This window comes from Novosphingobium sp. KA1 (assembly GCF_017309955.1).
Taxonomy (GTDB): domain Bacteria; phylum Pseudomonadota; class Alphaproteobacteria; order Sphingomonadales; family Sphingomonadaceae; genus Novosphingobium.
This window is the reverse complement of sequence record NZ_CP021249.1, coordinates 182,041-197,096: the sequence shown is the minus strand read 5'-3', so window position 1 is coordinate 197,096 and position 15,056 is coordinate 182,041. Positions and strand designations below refer to the sequence as shown.

Here is a 15,056-nt window from a genome sequence, read left to right as displayed (position 1 = left end):
CCGGCAGCCGGAGGCTCGGATTTGCGTCGGTTCGTCATGATTTCACTCCAGATAATTACGGGTTCTTCGACCTCAACACGTCGAAGGAACCACCATGCCAACAAGATCATTTGCGTCGTTTCGGCCCGCGCCGCGCAGGATTGAAGATCCGCCCAGTCCCGACGCCCTATTCACCGCATTCCTCTCCTCTCTGTCGGTTGACGAAGGGGCGGCTTGTGCGGTCCTGTACAGCGCAGCGGTCCGCCACTTTCTCAGTTGGCTGGGACTACGTGGGATTGCGCTCGAGACGCTCGACGACCACGTCGCGCACCGGTTTGAGAAGCATCGATGCCGGTGCCCGGGATATTCAGCGCAAGAGCCGGCCTACAAGGCCGATCTTGCGGCGCGTGTCAGGCGCTTTATTCGGTTTCTCGAAGATCAGGGCTACATCGTGGTCGCCGATGGGATCGATGATCTCGGTGGGCATCTGGCAGCCTACTCGCACCAGATCGATGCTCTCCAGCTCGTTGAGGCGCTATCGGGAGCATATCGATCAGAGGCCGAGCACTTCGCCATCTGGCTTCGCGTGTCGCGACGACCTTGGACCGAAGTCGATGAGGGGGTGATCGAGCAATACGCGGGTCACGACTGTCGCTGCCCGGCGTTTCGCAAACGCGGCAAGTTGGCCTCTTCAGGTATGAAGAGGCGTCGTCGTTTCATTCGGCACTTCGTCGCGTTTCTTCGTGATCGCGGTGCTATCGCGCCAGTCGAAGCGAAGCTGGAAGTACATCCGGATGTCGCGGCCTATCTCGGTTGGCTCAAGCAGCATCGCGGCGCAACCGACGCGACTATCCGTCGGTATCGGCCGGAGGTCGACCGGTTGATAGCCATGCTTGGCGCACCCGTGCTGTGGGATGCCGCCGGTCTACGAAGCGCATTCGCGCGAAGAAGCAAGGAGACGCCGGGATCGGTATCGCTGCTCGTTACGATCATGCGGAGCTTTCTTCGCTTTCTCATTGGTCAAGGCCAATGCCGTCCCGCACTGCTGCACGCGATACCCTCTGTGCAGCGATACCGCCTTTCAACATTGCCGCGCTATGTTGACCCGGCAACGATCGAGAGGATCATTTCGGCCTGTCCGACTGACCGGCCAGTGCAGATCCGGGATAAGGCCATCATTCTCTTGCTTGCCAGGCTCGGCCTGCGGGCAAGTGATATTCGGGATATGCGCCTCGACGACATCGATTGGCGTTCCGGCCATTTGATAGTCAAGGGCAAGTCACGACGATCGGAGCGGTTGCCACTGCCCCAGGATGTCGGCGACGCGATCTTGGCCTACCTGTCGACGGCTCGTCCAAAGGCGATCGACAGACACCTGTTCCTGCGCGCGCATGCCCCGTTTCGGTCGTTGAGCTCGTCGGCTGAGATTGCCGGCATCGTTGCACGCACATTGGAGCGAAGCGGGATCGAAGGTCTGCCGACCGGATCACACATATTCCGGCATTCGCTTGCCACCAACATGCTGCGCGCGGGCGCAGGCCTGGAGTCCGTCGGGACCATCCTGCGTCACAGCTCGCCCGAGACCACTGCCATCTACGCCAAGGTCGATTTGCCGATGCTCATGAAGATCGCACAGCCCTGGCCAGGAGATCTGTCATGCTGAACACGCATATTTCCAGATACGTCGCGCTGCATCGCAGCCTGGGCCGGAAGTTCCGCGAACAGGACCGGATGCTCAGACTCTACGCAGCATACGCCGAAGGATTCGGTGACCGACGGACCAAGGTCCAACGGATATACGACTGGTGCCACACATCGAGCTCGCAGAACGTGGCCCAAAGGCGGTTCGACACGGTTCGCAACTTCAGCCTATTCGCCCACACCGAAGATTCAGGACACCAGGTCCCACCTGCAGGCGTTTTCGGTCGGGGCAAGCGTCCGCGCCCCACGCCGACCATCATCGAACCGGAACAGGTTCGGGCGATCATGGCAGCAGCACTGGACCTGCCGCCCATGGGCATGATCAGCCCTCATACCTACCATTGCCTGTTTGGACTGCTGGCTGCGACGGGCCTCAGGATTTCCGAAGCCTTGGCGCTACAATGCGACGATCTGGGCGGAGACGGCCTGATCATTCGCAACGGCAAGTTCGGCAAGCAGCGCCTGATAGCGTTGCAGCCATCGACCCGTCAGGCGCTCGAAGCCTATCTCGCTACCCGGGCAAGGCTCGGCGCCACTGGCAGCGACCTGTTCGTGACGATCCGGGGAAGAGCACCCCACAAGGTGCGTGCTCATATCGTGTTCGTCAGACTGGCGCGACAGCTCGGCTATCGTGGACCAACCGGTACGACCGGAATGCGGCTACACGATTTGCGGCACACTTTCGCCGTGCGCTCGCTGGAGTCGTGTTCGCCGGACAGGGAGGCCGTTGCGCATCACATGGCCGGACTCAGCGCCTATCTGGGGCACGCCTCGATCGCCAACACCTATTGGTATCTCGAAGCCACCCCGGTGCTGCTGCGCGACATCGCTACCGCGAGCGAACACCTCTTTCTGGGAGAAGTGGCATGACGGCGCTCGCTCCCCATCTCACGGCATACCTCCGCGAACATCTGCCGCGGGAACGCGCCGTCAGCCCGCACACGGTGAAGACCTATGCCAACTGCTTCGTATTGCTAGTCCGGTTTGCTGCCGATCGGCTGAAGCGCCGACCGACCGATCTGGAGGTCGAGGATCTCGGCATCGATCTAATCCTGGCATTTCTCGACCATATCGAAGCCCAGCGCGGCAGCTCCGTGCGCACCCGCAATGGCAGGTTGGCGGCGATCAGGTCCTTCTTCCGGTACATCGAGTATCGAGTTCCGGTTTGTCTTGACCAGGCGCTTCGGGTTCGATCGATCCCAAGCAAGAAGACTGACAAGGCGCTCATCGATTATCTCGACCGGGCAGAGATCAAGGCATTGCTGGATGCCCCCGATCCCAGGACACGCCTTGGCACCCGCGATCGCGCAATGCTGCATCTGGCCTATGCTGGCGGGCTCCGAGTGTCGGAACTCGTAACGCTGCAGCTGCGCGATTTTCCCGACCGCTCCCTGTCCACCGTGCACATCATGGGCAAGGGTCGGCGTGAACGGGTCCTACCGCTCTGGAAGGAGACCCAGTTCGCGTTGCGCGCATGGCTTGCGATCCGCCCCGACGCCGAGGTCGCCGAGATATTCCTCAATGCCAACGGGCAGCCGATGACCCGCGACGGGTTTGCGTTCCGTTTGGCCGAGCACGTCAAGACCGCGGCAGAGAAGCAGCCGTCGATCCTTGGCAAGCGCGTCACGCCGCACGTGTTGCGCCATTCCTGTGCGATGCACACGCTCGCAGCGACCGGGGACATCCGCAAGGTCGCGTTATGGCTCGGCCACGCCAGCATCCAGAGCACCGAGGCCTATTTACGCGCCGATCCCGACGAGAAGTTGCAAATCCTCGCGGCTCACGGCGCGCCCGCCATCAAACCCGGGCGCTTCAAGCCGCCATCCGATGCCCTGATCACCATGCTTACCGACGTTCGGAGGCGGGCCTAGCCCGTCCCCGGACATTCCCCCAACGCTCATATTATCTGGAGCAAAATCATGACGAACCGACGCAAATCCGAGCCTCCGGCTGCCGGACTCGACATAATCGCGGACTGCAAAGAATACGTCGTCGACTATCTGACCCGCGCCTTCCCGACCCGGCAAATGGAGGAATACACGGACGAACTTGGCGACGTGCGCTCGCGGCCGATGTGGGACGAGGCGGGCAATCCGGTCCACAACCCGCAGGCCGAGGCCGCGCGCGCCGACCTGATCGAGCATATCTGCGCCATGCCGCCGATCCCGACCGCGCTCGATGCGCTGCTCGAGCACTACGGGGTAACGGCCGTCGCCGAGGTGACCGGTCGCAGCAAACGCCTGGTCCGTGACGGCTCAGGGCAGCAGCGCCTCGAAAGCCGCTCACCCCGGACCAACCTTGCCGAGACCACCGCGTTCATGACCGGGGCCAAGCGCATCCTCGTGTTCTCCGATGCAGGCGGTACGGGCCGAAGCTATCACGCGAGCCTCGATGCGAAAAACCAGCAGCGCCGGGTCCACTTCCTGCTCGAGCCCGGATGGCGTGCTGATCGGGCGATCCAGGGACTTGGGCGCACCCACCGCACCCATCAGGCTTGCCCGCCGCTGTTCCGCCCGGTCACCACCGACTGCAAGGGCGAGGCCCGTTTCACCAGCACGATCGCGCGGCGCCTCGACGCCTTGGGCGCGCTCACCCGCGGCCAGCGCCAGACCGGCGGGCAGGGGATGTTCGATGCCAGCGACAACCTCGAGAGCATCTACGCCAAGCACGCGCTCCACGACTGGTATGGCCTCCTCGCTATGGCCAAGCTCAAGAGCACGACCTTGTCGGAGTTCCAGCGGATGAGCGGGCTCGAACTCACCGACCAGGACGGGGTGCTGCGCGAGGATCTGCCGCCGATCCAGCGCTGGCTCAACCGCATCCTTGCCATGAAGATCGCCGTCCAGAACGCGATCTTCGACGAGTTCCTCACCCTTGTCGAAACCCGCGTCTCGGCGGCGAAGGAAGCGGGCACCTTCGATATCGGGGTCGAGACCGTGGCGGTCGAGGCCTGCGAGGTGCTGTCCGACACTGTGATCCGGACCGACTCTGTGACGGGCGCGACCTCGCACCTGCTTGAGCTGTCACTGACGCAGCGGCGCAAGGTTCTCTCGCTCGAACGCGTGCTCAAGCTGGCATCCTATGAGGAACAGCCGCTGTTCCTGCGCAATGACAAGTCGGGCAAGGTCGCGCTTGGCATCGCGGCGCCCTCGCACATGGACGAGGAGGGCCACATGATCCGCCGCTACGAGCTCGTGCGGCCGCTGCGCAGCGAGTACCTGCGCGCTGACCGGCTCGATGAGTCCGCCTGGGAGCCCGTGACCAAGGCCAGGTTCAGCGCGCTGTGGGAAGAGGAATACGCCGCCGACGAAAGCCAGCTCGTCACTGAGACGGTCTGTCTCGCGACCGGGCTGCTCCTGCCGATCTGGGGCGCGCTTCCCAAGGAAGACCTCACGGTCAACCGCATCGTCGACAAGTCAGGTGCTTCCTGGCTCGGCCGCCATGTCCACGACCTCTACGTCGATGCGACCCTCGAAAAGCTCGGGGTGGCCCGCAAGGCGCAGACTGATCCTGCCAAGATTGCGGCTGCCATCCTTGGCGGGGGCACCTGGAAGGCGCCTCATCCGCTCAATTTCACGATCCGCACATCACGCGTGAACGGTTCCCGAAGGATCGAGATCGTCGATGCCGAAGCCGCGCGCATCCCCGAGCTCAAGGCCAAGGGCTGCTTCACGGAAATCATTGCCTACAAGACGCGGGTGTTCGTGCCGACGGACAAGGCCGACCAAATCCTTGCAAGCCTGATTGGACAGGCACCTTGCGAGGAGCTTGCAGACGCGAACGGATGTGGTAGACTTAGTTTATAGAACTTAGCTAAGGTAACTGGAAATGGACACGGTCAACATTCATGAAGCAAAGACGCATTTGTCGCGCTTGCTCGAGCGCGTGCTGCGCGGGAATGCGGTCGTGATCGCCCGGTCGGGCAAGCCGATTGCGAAAATGGTGCCAATCGACACTGCTGCACCGTCCAAGATCAAGCGCCTGGGTTTCCTCAAAGGGGAAATGCGCGTGCCGGAAGATTTCGACCGTATGGGCGAGGGTGAAATTGAAGCGCTGTTCGAAGCCTGAGCGATGAAATTTCTCCTTGATACACATGTCCTCCTCTGGGCAGCGGGCTTTCCGGAACGATTGACGCCTGCCGCCCGGAAACTGATCAACGATGAGGGCAACGAACTGGTCTTCAGCGCTGCCAGCCTTTGGGAAATCGCGATCAAGAACGGGCTCGGGCGGGAAGACTTCGCAGTCGACGCACGCGTATTGCGCCGGGCGTTGATCGACAACGGATACGTCGAGCTCGCCATTTCAAGCGAACACGCCGTTGCAATTTCCCAGTTGCCTCCGATTCACAAGGACCCATTCGATAGAATGCTGATCGCTCAGTCGATCGTCGAGGGCATCACCTTGCTCACATCAGACGAAACAGTCTGCCGGTACTCCGGACCCATCCGACAGGTCTGATTGTTCCGCTCGCGTCAGATCAATACCGACCCGCGCCATCCGCAATCAGGTCGTCCATCGCTTTCGAACGAATCTTGTCGCGCTCCGCCTTGTACGCGAACACGTCTTCAGCCTTGAGGCGACGGTGCCGGCCCACCATGCTGTGCGCGACATCGCCCTTCTCGATAAGCCTGATGAGATAGGGACGGGACATGTTGAGCAGATCTGCTGCCTGCTGCGTCGTCAACATCTGCTGGATCGGCACGAGCGTGACGGCATCTCCGCTCCCGATGTGACGCAGCAACTTGAGGAACAGGTCCGACATCGCCGGTGTCAGCGAGATTTCTACCGGCTTCCTGGTCTTGGGATCGGTCAAGTGCAGTTTGGCTTCGCCGGGCTTCTGCGAGGCAAGGATACGCCGTAGCTGGTTGGCGATCTGCCGATCATCGGCAGAGGGCGGCCTGTTGCCGAAGGGCAAGGCATTGGCTGGCAGTGTCATCGTTTCTCTCCGCTGATGGCGATATCCCGAAGCGCATATTCGAAATAAACGCAACCAAGTTGTGCGCCTCAGGTTCCGATGCAGGTCCGATCCATGAGGCATAAATCGATCATTTATGCCTCATGGCACCAAGCGGCCCGCCCTGGGACGCGCGGTTGCGCCCGGGAATTCGGGCAATCCTGAAACCGTGAGGGGAGGGGGGCTGGAAGGGGTGAGCCGAAGGGCTCGGCCAAATCCGGCCTTCAGGAGCACTCCCATGAACGACATCGAGTTGATCCCGCTCGGCAAGCTACGCCTGTCCGAAGCCAACGTCCGCAAGAACGACAGCAACCTCTTCATCGAGGAACTGGCCGCCAATATCGAGGCCAAGGGCCTCCTCCAGAACCTGATCGTCGTGCCCGCCAAGAAGCGCGGCATGTTCGATGTGACCGCGGGCGGCCGGCGCCTGCGCGCCCTCAACTTTCTTCTGACGGCGGGCAAGCTTCCCAAGGACCACCCCGTCGCCTGCCGCGTCCTCGACATCGATGCCGCTGAGCAGTCCGAACTCTCGCTGATCGAGAACGTCATCCGGCTCGACATGACGCCGACCGACGAGATCCGGGCCTACAAGCACTTCGTCAATGAGGGCAGCGACCTCGACGCGATCGCCAAGCGGTTCGGCCGCACCCGCCGGTTCATCGAAGGCCGCCTGCGGCTTGCCGACCTCGCCGATCCGATCTTCGCCGCGCTCGAAGAGGGCAAGATCACCCTCGACGTCGCCAAGGCTTATGCGACGACGCCCAACCACGACCGCCAGATGATGGTCTGGAACGAGCTGTCGAACTCCTGGCAGGGCAACAATCCGGACTCGATCCGCCGCATGGTGACGCACAGCGCGATCCGTTCGTCCTCGCCGATGGCCAAGCTTGCCAGCGAGGCCGACTACCTCGCCGCCGGCGGCAAGATTGAGCGCGACCTTTTCACCGAGGACGGCGGCGAGACGTGGATCGATGCGGAGATCGCCCAGCGCATCGCCGGCGAGAAGCTCCAGGCTTTCGCGGCCGAAATTGCCGAAACCTCCGGCTATGCCTGGGTGCGCCCGATCCTCGAGACCCGCGTCACCTACAACGCAACCGAAGACCTCCACCAGATCCATCTCGAACCCCCGCCGCTCACCGAGGAGGAGCAGGTCGAGGCCGACAAGCTGCTCGAGACGATCTCGGTGCTCGAAGCCGAAAGCGAGACCCTGGACGAGGACGACGAGGCTGCCGCCGCGGACTTCCAGGCACGATGGGATGCCGCAAGCAGCGCCTACGATGCGCTCCACGACAAACCCCCGGTGATCCCCGAGGAGATGAAGGCCAATGTTGGCTGCTTCGTGATCATTGGCGCTGACGGCCAGCCTGTGGTTGCGAGCGGCCTCTACAGCGACAAGCCGCTCGAACGCCGTAAGGCGCGTGGGTCCGAAGCGGGAGACGGCGCCAGCGGGGCAGCAGGGGAGGGCGGTAGTGCTTCTGCCGCACCCAAGCCTCTGTCGCAAAAGCTGGTCGAGGAACTCGCCGTCCAGCGCCGCGACATTCTCGCGATCAACCTCGCTTCGAACCCGGCGATCGCGCTCGATTACCTGATCTTCGCCATTGCCGACTCTCGCGCGCTCTACAGTGCGCAGGCCTTGGGCACGACGCTCCGCGCCCCGTCGCCCTCGCTCTACCTAGCCAACTACCCTGAAAGCCCGGCGCACACGCTGATGGCCGATATCCGCGAGACGCTCGACCTGTCGTGGACCGAGCACCGCCGCACGGTCGACCGGTTCTCCGCGTTCAGCGCGCTCGACGACGATGCCAAGGCGAACTGGCTCGCCTGGTGCATGGCAAAGACGCTCGAGGCCAGCATGGGGATCGACAGGAAGGCAGGGCAGTCCGGCCCTGAGCCGATCGACCTCCACGACCATCTCGCCGCGCTGATGGGGATCAACGTCGCCAGCCACTGGCGGCCGACCTCGGCCAACTACTTCGACCGGGTCAGCAAGCAGGCGCTGCTCGCCCACGTCAGCGAAGTCGGCGGACCGACCATGGCGGCGAGCTTCATGGGCTCGAAGAAGGGCGATCTCTCGGCCTCCTGCGAAAAGCTGTTCGCCGGCGAGACCATCGTCGCACCCGAGGTCAAGCAGGCTGCACTCGCCTGGGTGCCCGAGGCCATGCGCTTCCGGGTGCTGGCTGCGAGTGAGCCTGATGAAGAAGGCCCGGTAGAGCACGATCCCGAGAGCGATGCCGGCGAAGTCGAACCTGCCGACGAGCAGGACGCCGAAGCCGGCGAGACCGTCGACGCCTGATACAGCCCTGCCGGCACGCTGCCCGTACCTCTCTAGCGACCTGCGGCAGCGTGCCGGTCCATCCAGGACATGAACCCATGACCATGATCACCAAGCTGCGCGCCCGGGTCTCACCGCACGCGATCTCGAAGGTCACCCGCATTTTCAACGGGACCCTCGACGACATCTTCAACGAACTCTTCCAGAATGCCCGCCGCGCGGGCGCGACCTGCATCACCGTCACCGCCGAGCACATGGCAGATGCCTGCCTCATCACGGTGAGCGATGACGGCGCCGGGATCGCCGACCCGGTCGACCTCCTCTCACTCGGCCAGTCCGACTGGTCCGAGGAGTGTCGAACCCGCGAGGACCCGGCGGGCATGGGCTTCTTCAGCCTTGCTGGCCTCGACACCGTGGTCAGTTCGCAAAGCGCGGGTGGTGCGTTCTCGCTGGCAATCACAGGCGATGCCTGGACCGGCGAGGCCGACATCGATGTGCTGCCCTTCGACGGGCCGCGCGGCACGGCAATCGCCTTCCGGTTCGATCCGCAGCCTGACGGTAAGCTCGAACGCTGCGTCGAGGCGGCGGCCCGGTTTCTGCCGCTTGCCGTCAGTTACAACGGCAAGGACCTCGCCAGCGCCGATTTCCTCGCCGACGCGCACAAGGTCATCGAGCGGGAGGGGTTCCGGATCGGCGTGTTCCGCGACCGGCACTCGCCGCACGTGGCGACGCTCAATTTCCACGGGGTCACCCTCAAACACGCTTTCCCGGTCGTGAAGGAAGTCCATCACACCCAGTGGTCCGTGCAGGTCGACGTGATCGACGCGCCCGATCTCGTCCTGGTCCTGCCCGCCCGCAAGGAAATCTACCGCAACGCCGCGCTCGACCGGCTCGTGGCACTCTGCCGCGAGGCGATCTTTTCGGTCATCCGCGAGGAACCGTTCCACCGCCTGAGCTTCGAGGACTGGCTCGAGGCGAGCCTGTATTACGACAATTTCCCGCAGGCGGCGCGGCAGTTGCCGCTGTGGTACCCGACGCTCGCCCGCGACAGCTACCGCGAGGTGCCGCGCTTTGCCGACCTCGAGCCGGGCGCGGCGATCTATGACGACACGGACTCCTTCGATGCCGTCACCTTCGGCCGTGCCCTGCGGCGCTCGAACGGGGGCGAGATGCACCGCCTCGGCGGCCCCGACCCGCGCGCCTTCCACGAGCCGATCACCAACTTCATCGGCTATCCCTGGTACGATGCCCTCCCGGCTTTCGTCCGTACCGGCGAGCGCTTCACCTTCGATGGCGGCAAGCCGACCGATGAAGAGGGTGCCGTTACCGTCCGCCCCGACGCGATCACGATCGAACTCACCGATCAGCACGACCGGCGGCTCGATCTCGAGACCGACTTTGCGATTCTGGAAGATGCCGATTCCTGGGGTGATCCCGACTGCGCGCACATTGCGCTGACCCGGACCACCGCGCTGGGGCCCGACGATCTCACCGACCTCATCATCGATGCGGTGTTCAGCCCTTCCGACGATTCAGATGCCGACAGCTACGACACCCAGGAGACCCGCTTCCGACACGATGCGGCGGTGCGCGCCCATGCCATCCTCGAAGGCGAGGACGCCGCGATCCTTGCCGGCATCCGCATGGCCTTCGCCGACCGGGTCGCCTGGCGCATCCCGCACGGGCGCACGCTGCGCCTCTCCTGGTCGAACGCCGCCTCCGACCTCTCGCTCGATCCTGCCCAGGAGGGCCCCGTCCAGTGACCCGTCACCCCAAGCCCGACGTCGCGCAGGTCATCACCGACCTGATCCTCGAGAAGATCGCCGCCGGCACGGCCCCGTGGCTCAAGCCCTGGACCGCGACCAGCACGCGGCCGCTGCGCCACAACGGGGTCCCCTATTCGGGGATCAACACCTTCTTCCTCTGGGCGGTCGCCGAGAGCCGGGGCTACGCCAGCCCCTACTGGATGACCTTCCGTCAGGCGCTCGAACTCGGCGCCCATGTCCGCAAGGGCGAGAGCGGCTCGTTCAGCGTGTTCTACAGCTCGGCGCGCAAGACCGACACCGATCGCGAGACCGGTGAAAAGAGCGAAAAGACGATCCGGTTCATGAAGTGGAACCACGTCTTTAACGCCTCGCAGATCGAGGGGCTGCCGGCGCACTACTACCCCGAGCCGCTGGACCCCAAGTCGATCGGCGAACTCTCTGCCGAGGTTCAGGCCTTCCTCGATGCGATCCCGATCCGCGTCGTCCACGGCGGCGACAGTGCGCATTACACGCCGAGCACCGACACAGTCACCTTGCCGTCGCCAAACGCGTTCCATTCGATCGAGGCGTATTTCTCGACCCGGTGCCACGAGGTATGTAACATTGCAAGTGTCCTCGTTGCCAAGGCGGTTGAGGGCTTCGCGGCGCTGCTTTTGCCGCACCATCGCAGGGTTTGCCTTGCGATTTCAGGACAGGAGTCCTGATCATGCGCAGCACCGAACGCACCGATATCTACACCCGCGTCACCAATGAGATCGTGGCAGCGATCGAGGCAGGAGCGGGCTCGTGGACCATGCCCTGGCATCACGATGGATCGGCCACCTCACGGCCCGTCAACGCTGGCACCGGCAAGGCCTATCGAGGATCCAACATCCTGAGCCTATGGATCGCGGCGCAGGCGGCAGGCTACGCCTCCGGGCGGTGGGCGAGCTATCGCCAGTGGCAGGCGCTTGGTGCCCAGGTTCGCAAAGGTGAACAGTCCACGACCATTGTCTTCTGGAAGATCAACCAGCGTGGCGAGGATGCGGATGGCGACGACGAAGCAGAGGAAGGCCGCGGCCGCACCCGCATGTTTGCACGCGGCTACAGCGTATTCAATGAGGCTCAGGTCGACGGTTACGTCGCACCCATGATCGACCTCCTCTCGGACGATGCGCGTGTGCACAACGCCGATGCCTTCTGGTGCAACCTTGGCATTGAGACCCGGCACGGTGGCAACGAGGCTTACTACGTGCCTTCGGAAGATCGGGTGCAGATGCCCGAGTTCGCCCATTTCAAGGACCCGGCCGGATATTACGGTACGCTCTACCATGAAGGTCTGCACGCCACGGGAGCTTCGCATCGTTGCGACCGCGATCTTTCGGGCCGTTTCGGTTCGGACCGTTATGCGGCGGAGGAGGCCATCGCGGACCTTGGCGCCGCACTCATCATGGCTGACCTTGGTATCGCGCACCATCCCCGACCGGATCACGCCGCCTATATTGCCTCGTGGCTGAAGGTGTTGAAGGCCGATGCCCGCGCGATTTTCACGCTCGCGAGCAAGGCGCAAGCTGCAGCGGACTGGATGCATGCCCAGCAGCCAGATAGCGCGCTCTGCCAAGCAGCATGATCGAACAGGCTTGACTGCGCAACGGCATCTCCATATTTCGATAGGTATCGAACAATGGAGATGCCGGCGTGGAGTCATCGGCCGTTATACGAGCGCTCGGCGCGCTTGCGCAGGAGCACCGCCTGGGCGCTTTCCGGCTGCTGGTTCAGGCGGGCGAACAGGGACTCCCCGCTGGGGAGATCGCCGAGCGGCTCGGGGTGGTATCGTCGTCGATGAGCTTTCACCTGGCGGCACTGGCCAACGCGGGCCTCGTCACTCAACGCCGCCAGAGTCGCTCGATAATCTACTGTGCGGACTTTGCCGCGATGAACGGTTTGATGGGCTACCTGACCGATAATTGCTGCGGCGGCGTGCCCTGCATGCCTGACCTGTCGTGCGGAGTTGATCAACAGGCAGCGCGCGGCGCGGCTTGAGCCGACGCAAGCCATCGGGGGGATCATGAACATTCTGGCACTTTGCACGGGCAACTCAGCCCGCTCGATTCTGGGCGAGGCAATCTTCAATCAGTTGGGCGCAGGTCGGGTCAAGGCGTACAGCGCTGGCAGTAGGCCCAAGGGCGTGCCGCATCCTGGCGCGCTGCGCCTGCTCGGACGGCGCGGGATCGATACGAACTCCTTCCGCTCAAAGAGCTGGCACGAGTTCACCGGTCCCGACGCGCCGCCGATCGATATTGCGATCACCGTCTGCGGCAATGCCGCAGGCGAGGCCTGCCCGGTTTTTCCAGGAACGCCGATCAGAGCGCACTGGGGGCTTCCCGACCCTGCCGACGCCGAAGGCAGCGAAGCCGAGGTCGACGCCGCGTTCGAGGCAACATGGCTGGCACTGACCGCAAGGGTCGCGGCGTTTCTGGCGCTTCCGTTCGAGAAGCTCGATCCCCGCGAGCTCGCCGATCACCTTGCCGAGTTTGGTCGCATGGAGGGCGCGGCTTGAAGCGCGCGATCGCGGCCGAGGCCGTTGGCAGTTTCATGCTCTTCGCGACCGTCGTCGGCTCTGGGATCATGGCTGAGAACCTCGCTGGCGGTAACGTCGCGCTTGCCCTCGTTGGCAACACAGCCGCGACCGGCGCCATGCTCTATGTGCTTATCACCATGCTCGGCCCGATTTCTGGCGCGCACTTCAACCCGGCGGTGACGCTGGTTTTCCGACTGCTACGCGTGCTCGATACGCGTCAGTCGCTAGGGCATGTCGCGGCGCAGCTCGCGGGCGGGATCCTCGGAGTCTGGGCGGCGCACATCATGTTCGGGATCGATCTGATCCAGATCTCAACGAAGGCCCGCACCGGAGTGGGGCAATGGGTCGGCGAGCTGGTTGCAACCTTCGGACTGGCCCTGACCATTCTCGGTACCCTGCGTCACCGCCCGCAGGCGGTGCCCGCATCGGTCGCACTCTACATAACTGCGGCCTACTGGTTCACGTCATCGACGAGCTTCGCCAACCCCGCGATAACGCTCGCCCGGGCGTTGACCAATACCTTTGCCGGGATCGCCCTTTCGGACACACCTGCTTTTATCGCCTGCCAGCTGGTCGGCGCGCTCGTCGCGCTCGGCGTGGCCCACTTGCTCTTCCCCGAAGCCGATCTGCGTGAGGATGCCCTGCGTGACGTCTGATATTGTCATCTACCACAACCCCGAGTGCGGAACCTCCCGCAACGCCTTGGCCATGATCCGCAATGCCGGTCTCGAACCGCATGTCATCGAGTATCTGAAGACCCCGCCATCACGCGCACTGCTCGAGAGCCTGATCCACCGTGCGGGCATGACGCCGCGTGCACTTCTGCGCGAGAAGGGAACGCCCTATGGCGATCTTGGCCTCGCCGACGAGACGCTGAGCGATGCCACCCTGATCGACGCGATGATGGCTCATCCAATCCTGATCAACCGCCCGCTCGTGGTTTCGCCTCTCGGCGTGAAGCTTTGCCGCCCGTCCGAAGAGGTGCTCGATCTCCTGCCGCAGCGCCAGCAGGCCGCATTTGCCAAGGAAGACGGCGAACCGGTTGTCGATGGCGAAGGGAACCGCGTCGCATGACCGGCGCGCCATACGCGCGGCTGCGGACACTCGCCGAGCCTGACCGGTTGCCGGCCCTCAAGCCCACCTATGCGCACCTCCGGCCGGCACTGGGCCTTGGTGAGCTCGATCCGCCGCCGCGTATCCTGCTGCTCTATGGCTCCTTGCGCGAGCGGTCCTATTCTCGTCTGGTAGTCGAGGAAGCGGCGCGGTTGCTCCAGTTTTTCGGGTGCGAGACCCGCATCTTCGATCCGTCGGACCTTCCGCTCCCCGACCAGGTCTCAGGTGACGACCATCCCGCGGTGCAAGAGCTTCGCGAACACTCGCTCTGGTCGGAAGGCCAGGTCTGGTGCAGCCCGGAACGCCACGGCCAGATTACCGGTATCATGAAGACGCAGATCGACCACCTGCCGCTTGCCTACAAGGGCTTGCGCCCGACACAGGGCCGAACGCTTGCAGTTATGCAGGTCAGCGCCGGTTCGCAATCGTTCAACTCCGTCAATACTCTGCGCGTGCTCGGCCGCTGGATGCGGATGTTCACCATCCCCAACCAGTCGAGCGTCGCCAAGGCCTACGAGGAGTTCGACGAGGCAGGCCGGATGAAGCCGTCGAGCTACTATGACCGGATTGTCGATGTCGTGGAGGAGCTCGTGCGCTTCACGGTCCTCCTGCGCCCCCATGCTGAACAGCTGGTAGATCGCTACTCGGAGCGGGTCGATCGCGACTGCCCGGTCGATACACCGGTGGAGACAGCAGCCCTCGCAGGCTAAG

Annotated in this window: 16 protein-coding genes; 15 read left to right on the top strand and 1 reads right to left on the bottom strand. The window is 63.6% G+C overall.

Going from position 1 to position 15,056, the window contains the following annotated elements:
* The first annotated feature begins 94 nt into the window (after nucleotides 1-94).
* From CA833_RS26545 to CA833_RS26520, 6 genes are read left to right on the top strand one after another with little or no spacing between them, the layout of a single operon-like run.
* Complete coding sequence (locus CA833_RS26545) at nucleotides 95-1,642, top strand: tyrosine-type recombinase/integrase (protein WP_011608104.1); 1,548 nt, start codon at nucleotides 95-97, stop codon at nucleotides 1,640-1,642.
* Nucleotides 1,636-2,550, top strand: coding sequence for a tyrosine-type recombinase/integrase (locus CA833_RS26540; protein WP_011608103.1), 915 nt, complete (start codon nucleotides 1,636-1,638; stop codon nucleotides 2,548-2,550). Before CA833_RS26545 ends, CA833_RS26540 begins: the two co-directional genes overlap by 7 nt.
* Nucleotides 2,547-3,551, top strand: a complete 1,005-nt coding sequence (locus tag CA833_RS26535) for a tyrosine-type recombinase/integrase (protein WP_011608102.1) — start codon at nucleotides 2,547-2,549, stop codon at nucleotides 3,549-3,551. Before CA833_RS26540 ends, CA833_RS26535 begins: the two co-directional genes overlap by 4 nt.
* Nucleotides 3,552-3,599: 48 nt before the next feature.
* Nucleotides 3,600-5,486 carry a strawberry notch C-terminal domain-containing protein gene (locus CA833_RS26530; RefSeq protein WP_011608101.1) on the top strand — a complete coding sequence of 629 codons (1,887 nt, stop codon included), beginning with the start codon at nucleotides 3,600-3,602 and terminating at the stop codon, nucleotides 5,484-5,486.
* Nucleotides 5,487-5,508: 22 nt separating this feature from the next.
* Entirely contained in the window at nucleotides 5,509-5,748 is a 240-nt protein-coding gene (locus tag CA833_RS26525) for a type II toxin-antitoxin system Phd/YefM family antitoxin (RefSeq protein ID WP_011608100.1), read from the top strand.
* A 3-nt stretch (nucleotides 5,749-5,751) separates the two neighbouring features.
* Nucleotides 5,752-6,138: a type II toxin-antitoxin system VapC family toxin gene (locus CA833_RS26520; protein WP_011608099.1), complete on the top strand. Its 387-nt coding sequence runs from the start codon at nucleotides 5,752-5,754 to the stop codon at nucleotides 6,136-6,138.
* A gap of 19 nt (nucleotides 6,139-6,157) precedes the next feature.
* Here the strand turns inward: CA833_RS26520 and CA833_RS26515 are convergent, their stop codons facing one another.
* Nucleotides 6,158-6,616, bottom strand: coding sequence for a helix-turn-helix domain-containing protein (locus tag CA833_RS26515; RefSeq protein ID WP_011608098.1), 459 nt, complete (start codon nucleotides 6,614-6,616; stop codon nucleotides 6,158-6,160).
* Between the two features lie 256 nt (nucleotides 6,617-6,872).
* On the opposite strand from CA833_RS26515, the gene CA833_RS26510 reads away from it, so the two are divergent.
* From CA833_RS26510 to arsH, 9 genes are all read left to right on the top strand, one after another.
* On the top strand, nucleotides 6,873-8,927 hold the full coding sequence (locus tag CA833_RS26510; protein WP_011608097.1) for a ParB/RepB/Spo0J family partition protein: 2,055 nt from the start codon (nucleotides 6,873-6,875) through the stop codon (nucleotides 8,925-8,927).
* 77 nt (nucleotides 8,928-9,004) lie between these two features.
* Nucleotides 9,005-10,669 (top strand): ATP-binding protein, encoded by a 1,665-nt coding sequence (locus CA833_RS26505; protein WP_092960232.1) that lies wholly within the window; start codon nucleotides 9,005-9,007, stop codon nucleotides 10,667-10,669.
* Nucleotides 10,666-11,376 carry an ArdC family protein gene (locus CA833_RS26500; protein WP_011608095.1) on the top strand — a complete coding sequence of 237 codons (711 nt, stop codon included), beginning with the start codon at nucleotides 10,666-10,668 and terminating at the stop codon, nucleotides 11,374-11,376. Before CA833_RS26505 ends, CA833_RS26500 begins: the two co-directional genes overlap by 4 nt.
* A gap of 2 nt (nucleotides 11,377-11,378) precedes the next feature.
* On the top strand, nucleotides 11,379-12,281 hold the full coding sequence (locus CA833_RS26495) for an ArdC family protein (RefSeq protein ID WP_011608094.1): 903 nt from the start codon (nucleotides 11,379-11,381) through the stop codon (nucleotides 12,279-12,281).
* 68 nt (nucleotides 12,282-12,349) lie between these two features.
* Nucleotides 12,350-12,694, top strand: a complete 345-nt coding sequence (locus tag CA833_RS26490; RefSeq protein WP_011608093.1) for a helix-turn-helix transcriptional regulator — start codon at nucleotides 12,350-12,352, stop codon at nucleotides 12,692-12,694.
* A gap of 25 nt (nucleotides 12,695-12,719) precedes the next feature.
* On the top strand, nucleotides 12,720-13,211 hold the full coding sequence (locus CA833_RS26485) for an arsenate reductase ArsC (protein ID WP_176705061.1): 492 nt from the start codon (nucleotides 12,720-12,722) through the stop codon (nucleotides 13,209-13,211).
* Complete coding sequence (locus CA833_RS26480) at nucleotides 13,208-13,888, top strand: MIP/aquaporin family protein (RefSeq protein ID WP_011608091.1); 681 nt, start codon at nucleotides 13,208-13,210, stop codon at nucleotides 13,886-13,888. The genes CA833_RS26485 and CA833_RS26480 overlap by 4 nt, the downstream gene beginning before the upstream one ends.
* On the top strand, nucleotides 13,878-14,306 hold the full coding sequence (gene arsC / locus CA833_RS26475) for an arsenate reductase (glutaredoxin) (protein ID WP_011608090.1): 429 nt from the start codon (nucleotides 13,878-13,880) through the stop codon (nucleotides 14,304-14,306). Before CA833_RS26480 ends, arsC begins: the two co-directional genes overlap by 11 nt.
* The gene (arsH, locus tag CA833_RS26470; RefSeq protein ID WP_011608089.1) at nucleotides 14,303-15,055 is read left to right on the top strand and encodes an arsenical resistance protein ArsH; all 753 of its coding nucleotides are present in this window, start codon (nucleotides 14,303-14,305) and stop codon (nucleotides 15,053-15,055) included. Before arsC ends, arsH begins: the two co-directional genes overlap by 4 nt.
* Nucleotide 15,056: the final 1 nt, after the last annotated feature.

Bases quoted from the DNA above. Each gene is read 5' to 3' on its own strand.
- CA833_RS26530 (WP_011608101.1), top strand. From the start codon at position 3,600: ATGACGAACCGACGCAAATCCGAGCCTCCGGCTGCCGGACTCGACATA.
- CA833_RS26485 (WP_176705061.1), top strand. From the start codon at position 12,720: ATGAACATTCTGGCACTTTGCACGGGCAACTCAGCCCGCTCGATTCTG.
- CA833_RS26495 (WP_011608094.1), top strand. From the start codon at position 11,379: ATGCGCAGCACCGAACGCACCGATATCTACACCCGCGTCACCAATGAG.
- CA833_RS26540 (WP_011608103.1), top strand. From the start codon at position 1,636: ATGCTGAACACGCATATTTCCAGATACGTCGCGCTGCATCGCAGCCTG.
- CA833_RS26510 (WP_011608097.1), top strand. From the start codon at position 6,873: ATGAACGACATCGAGTTGATCCCGCTCGGCAAGCTACGCCTGTCCGAA.
- CA833_RS26520 (WP_011608099.1), top strand. From the start codon at position 5,752: ATGAAATTTCTCCTTGATACACATGTCCTCCTCTGGGCAGCGGGCTTT.
- CA833_RS26535 (WP_011608102.1), top strand. From the start codon at position 2,547: ATGACGGCGCTCGCTCCCCATCTCACGGCATACCTCCGCGAACATCTG.
- CA833_RS26515 (WP_011608098.1), bottom strand. From the start codon at position 6,616: ATGACACTGCCAGCCAATGCCTTGCCCTTCGGCAACAGGCCGCCCTCT.
- CA833_RS26505 (WP_092960232.1), top strand. From the start codon at position 9,005: ATGACCATGATCACCAAGCTGCGCGCCCGGGTCTCACCGCACGCGATC.
- arsH (WP_011608089.1), top strand. From the start codon at position 14,303: ATGACCGGCGCGCCATACGCGCGGCTGCGGACACTCGCCGAGCCTGAC.
- CA833_RS26545 (WP_011608104.1), top strand. From the start codon at position 95: ATGCCAACAAGATCATTTGCGTCGTTTCGGCCCGCGCCGCGCAGGATT.
- CA833_RS26525 (WP_011608100.1), top strand. From the start codon at position 5,509: ATGGACACGGTCAACATTCATGAAGCAAAGACGCATTTGTCGCGCTTG.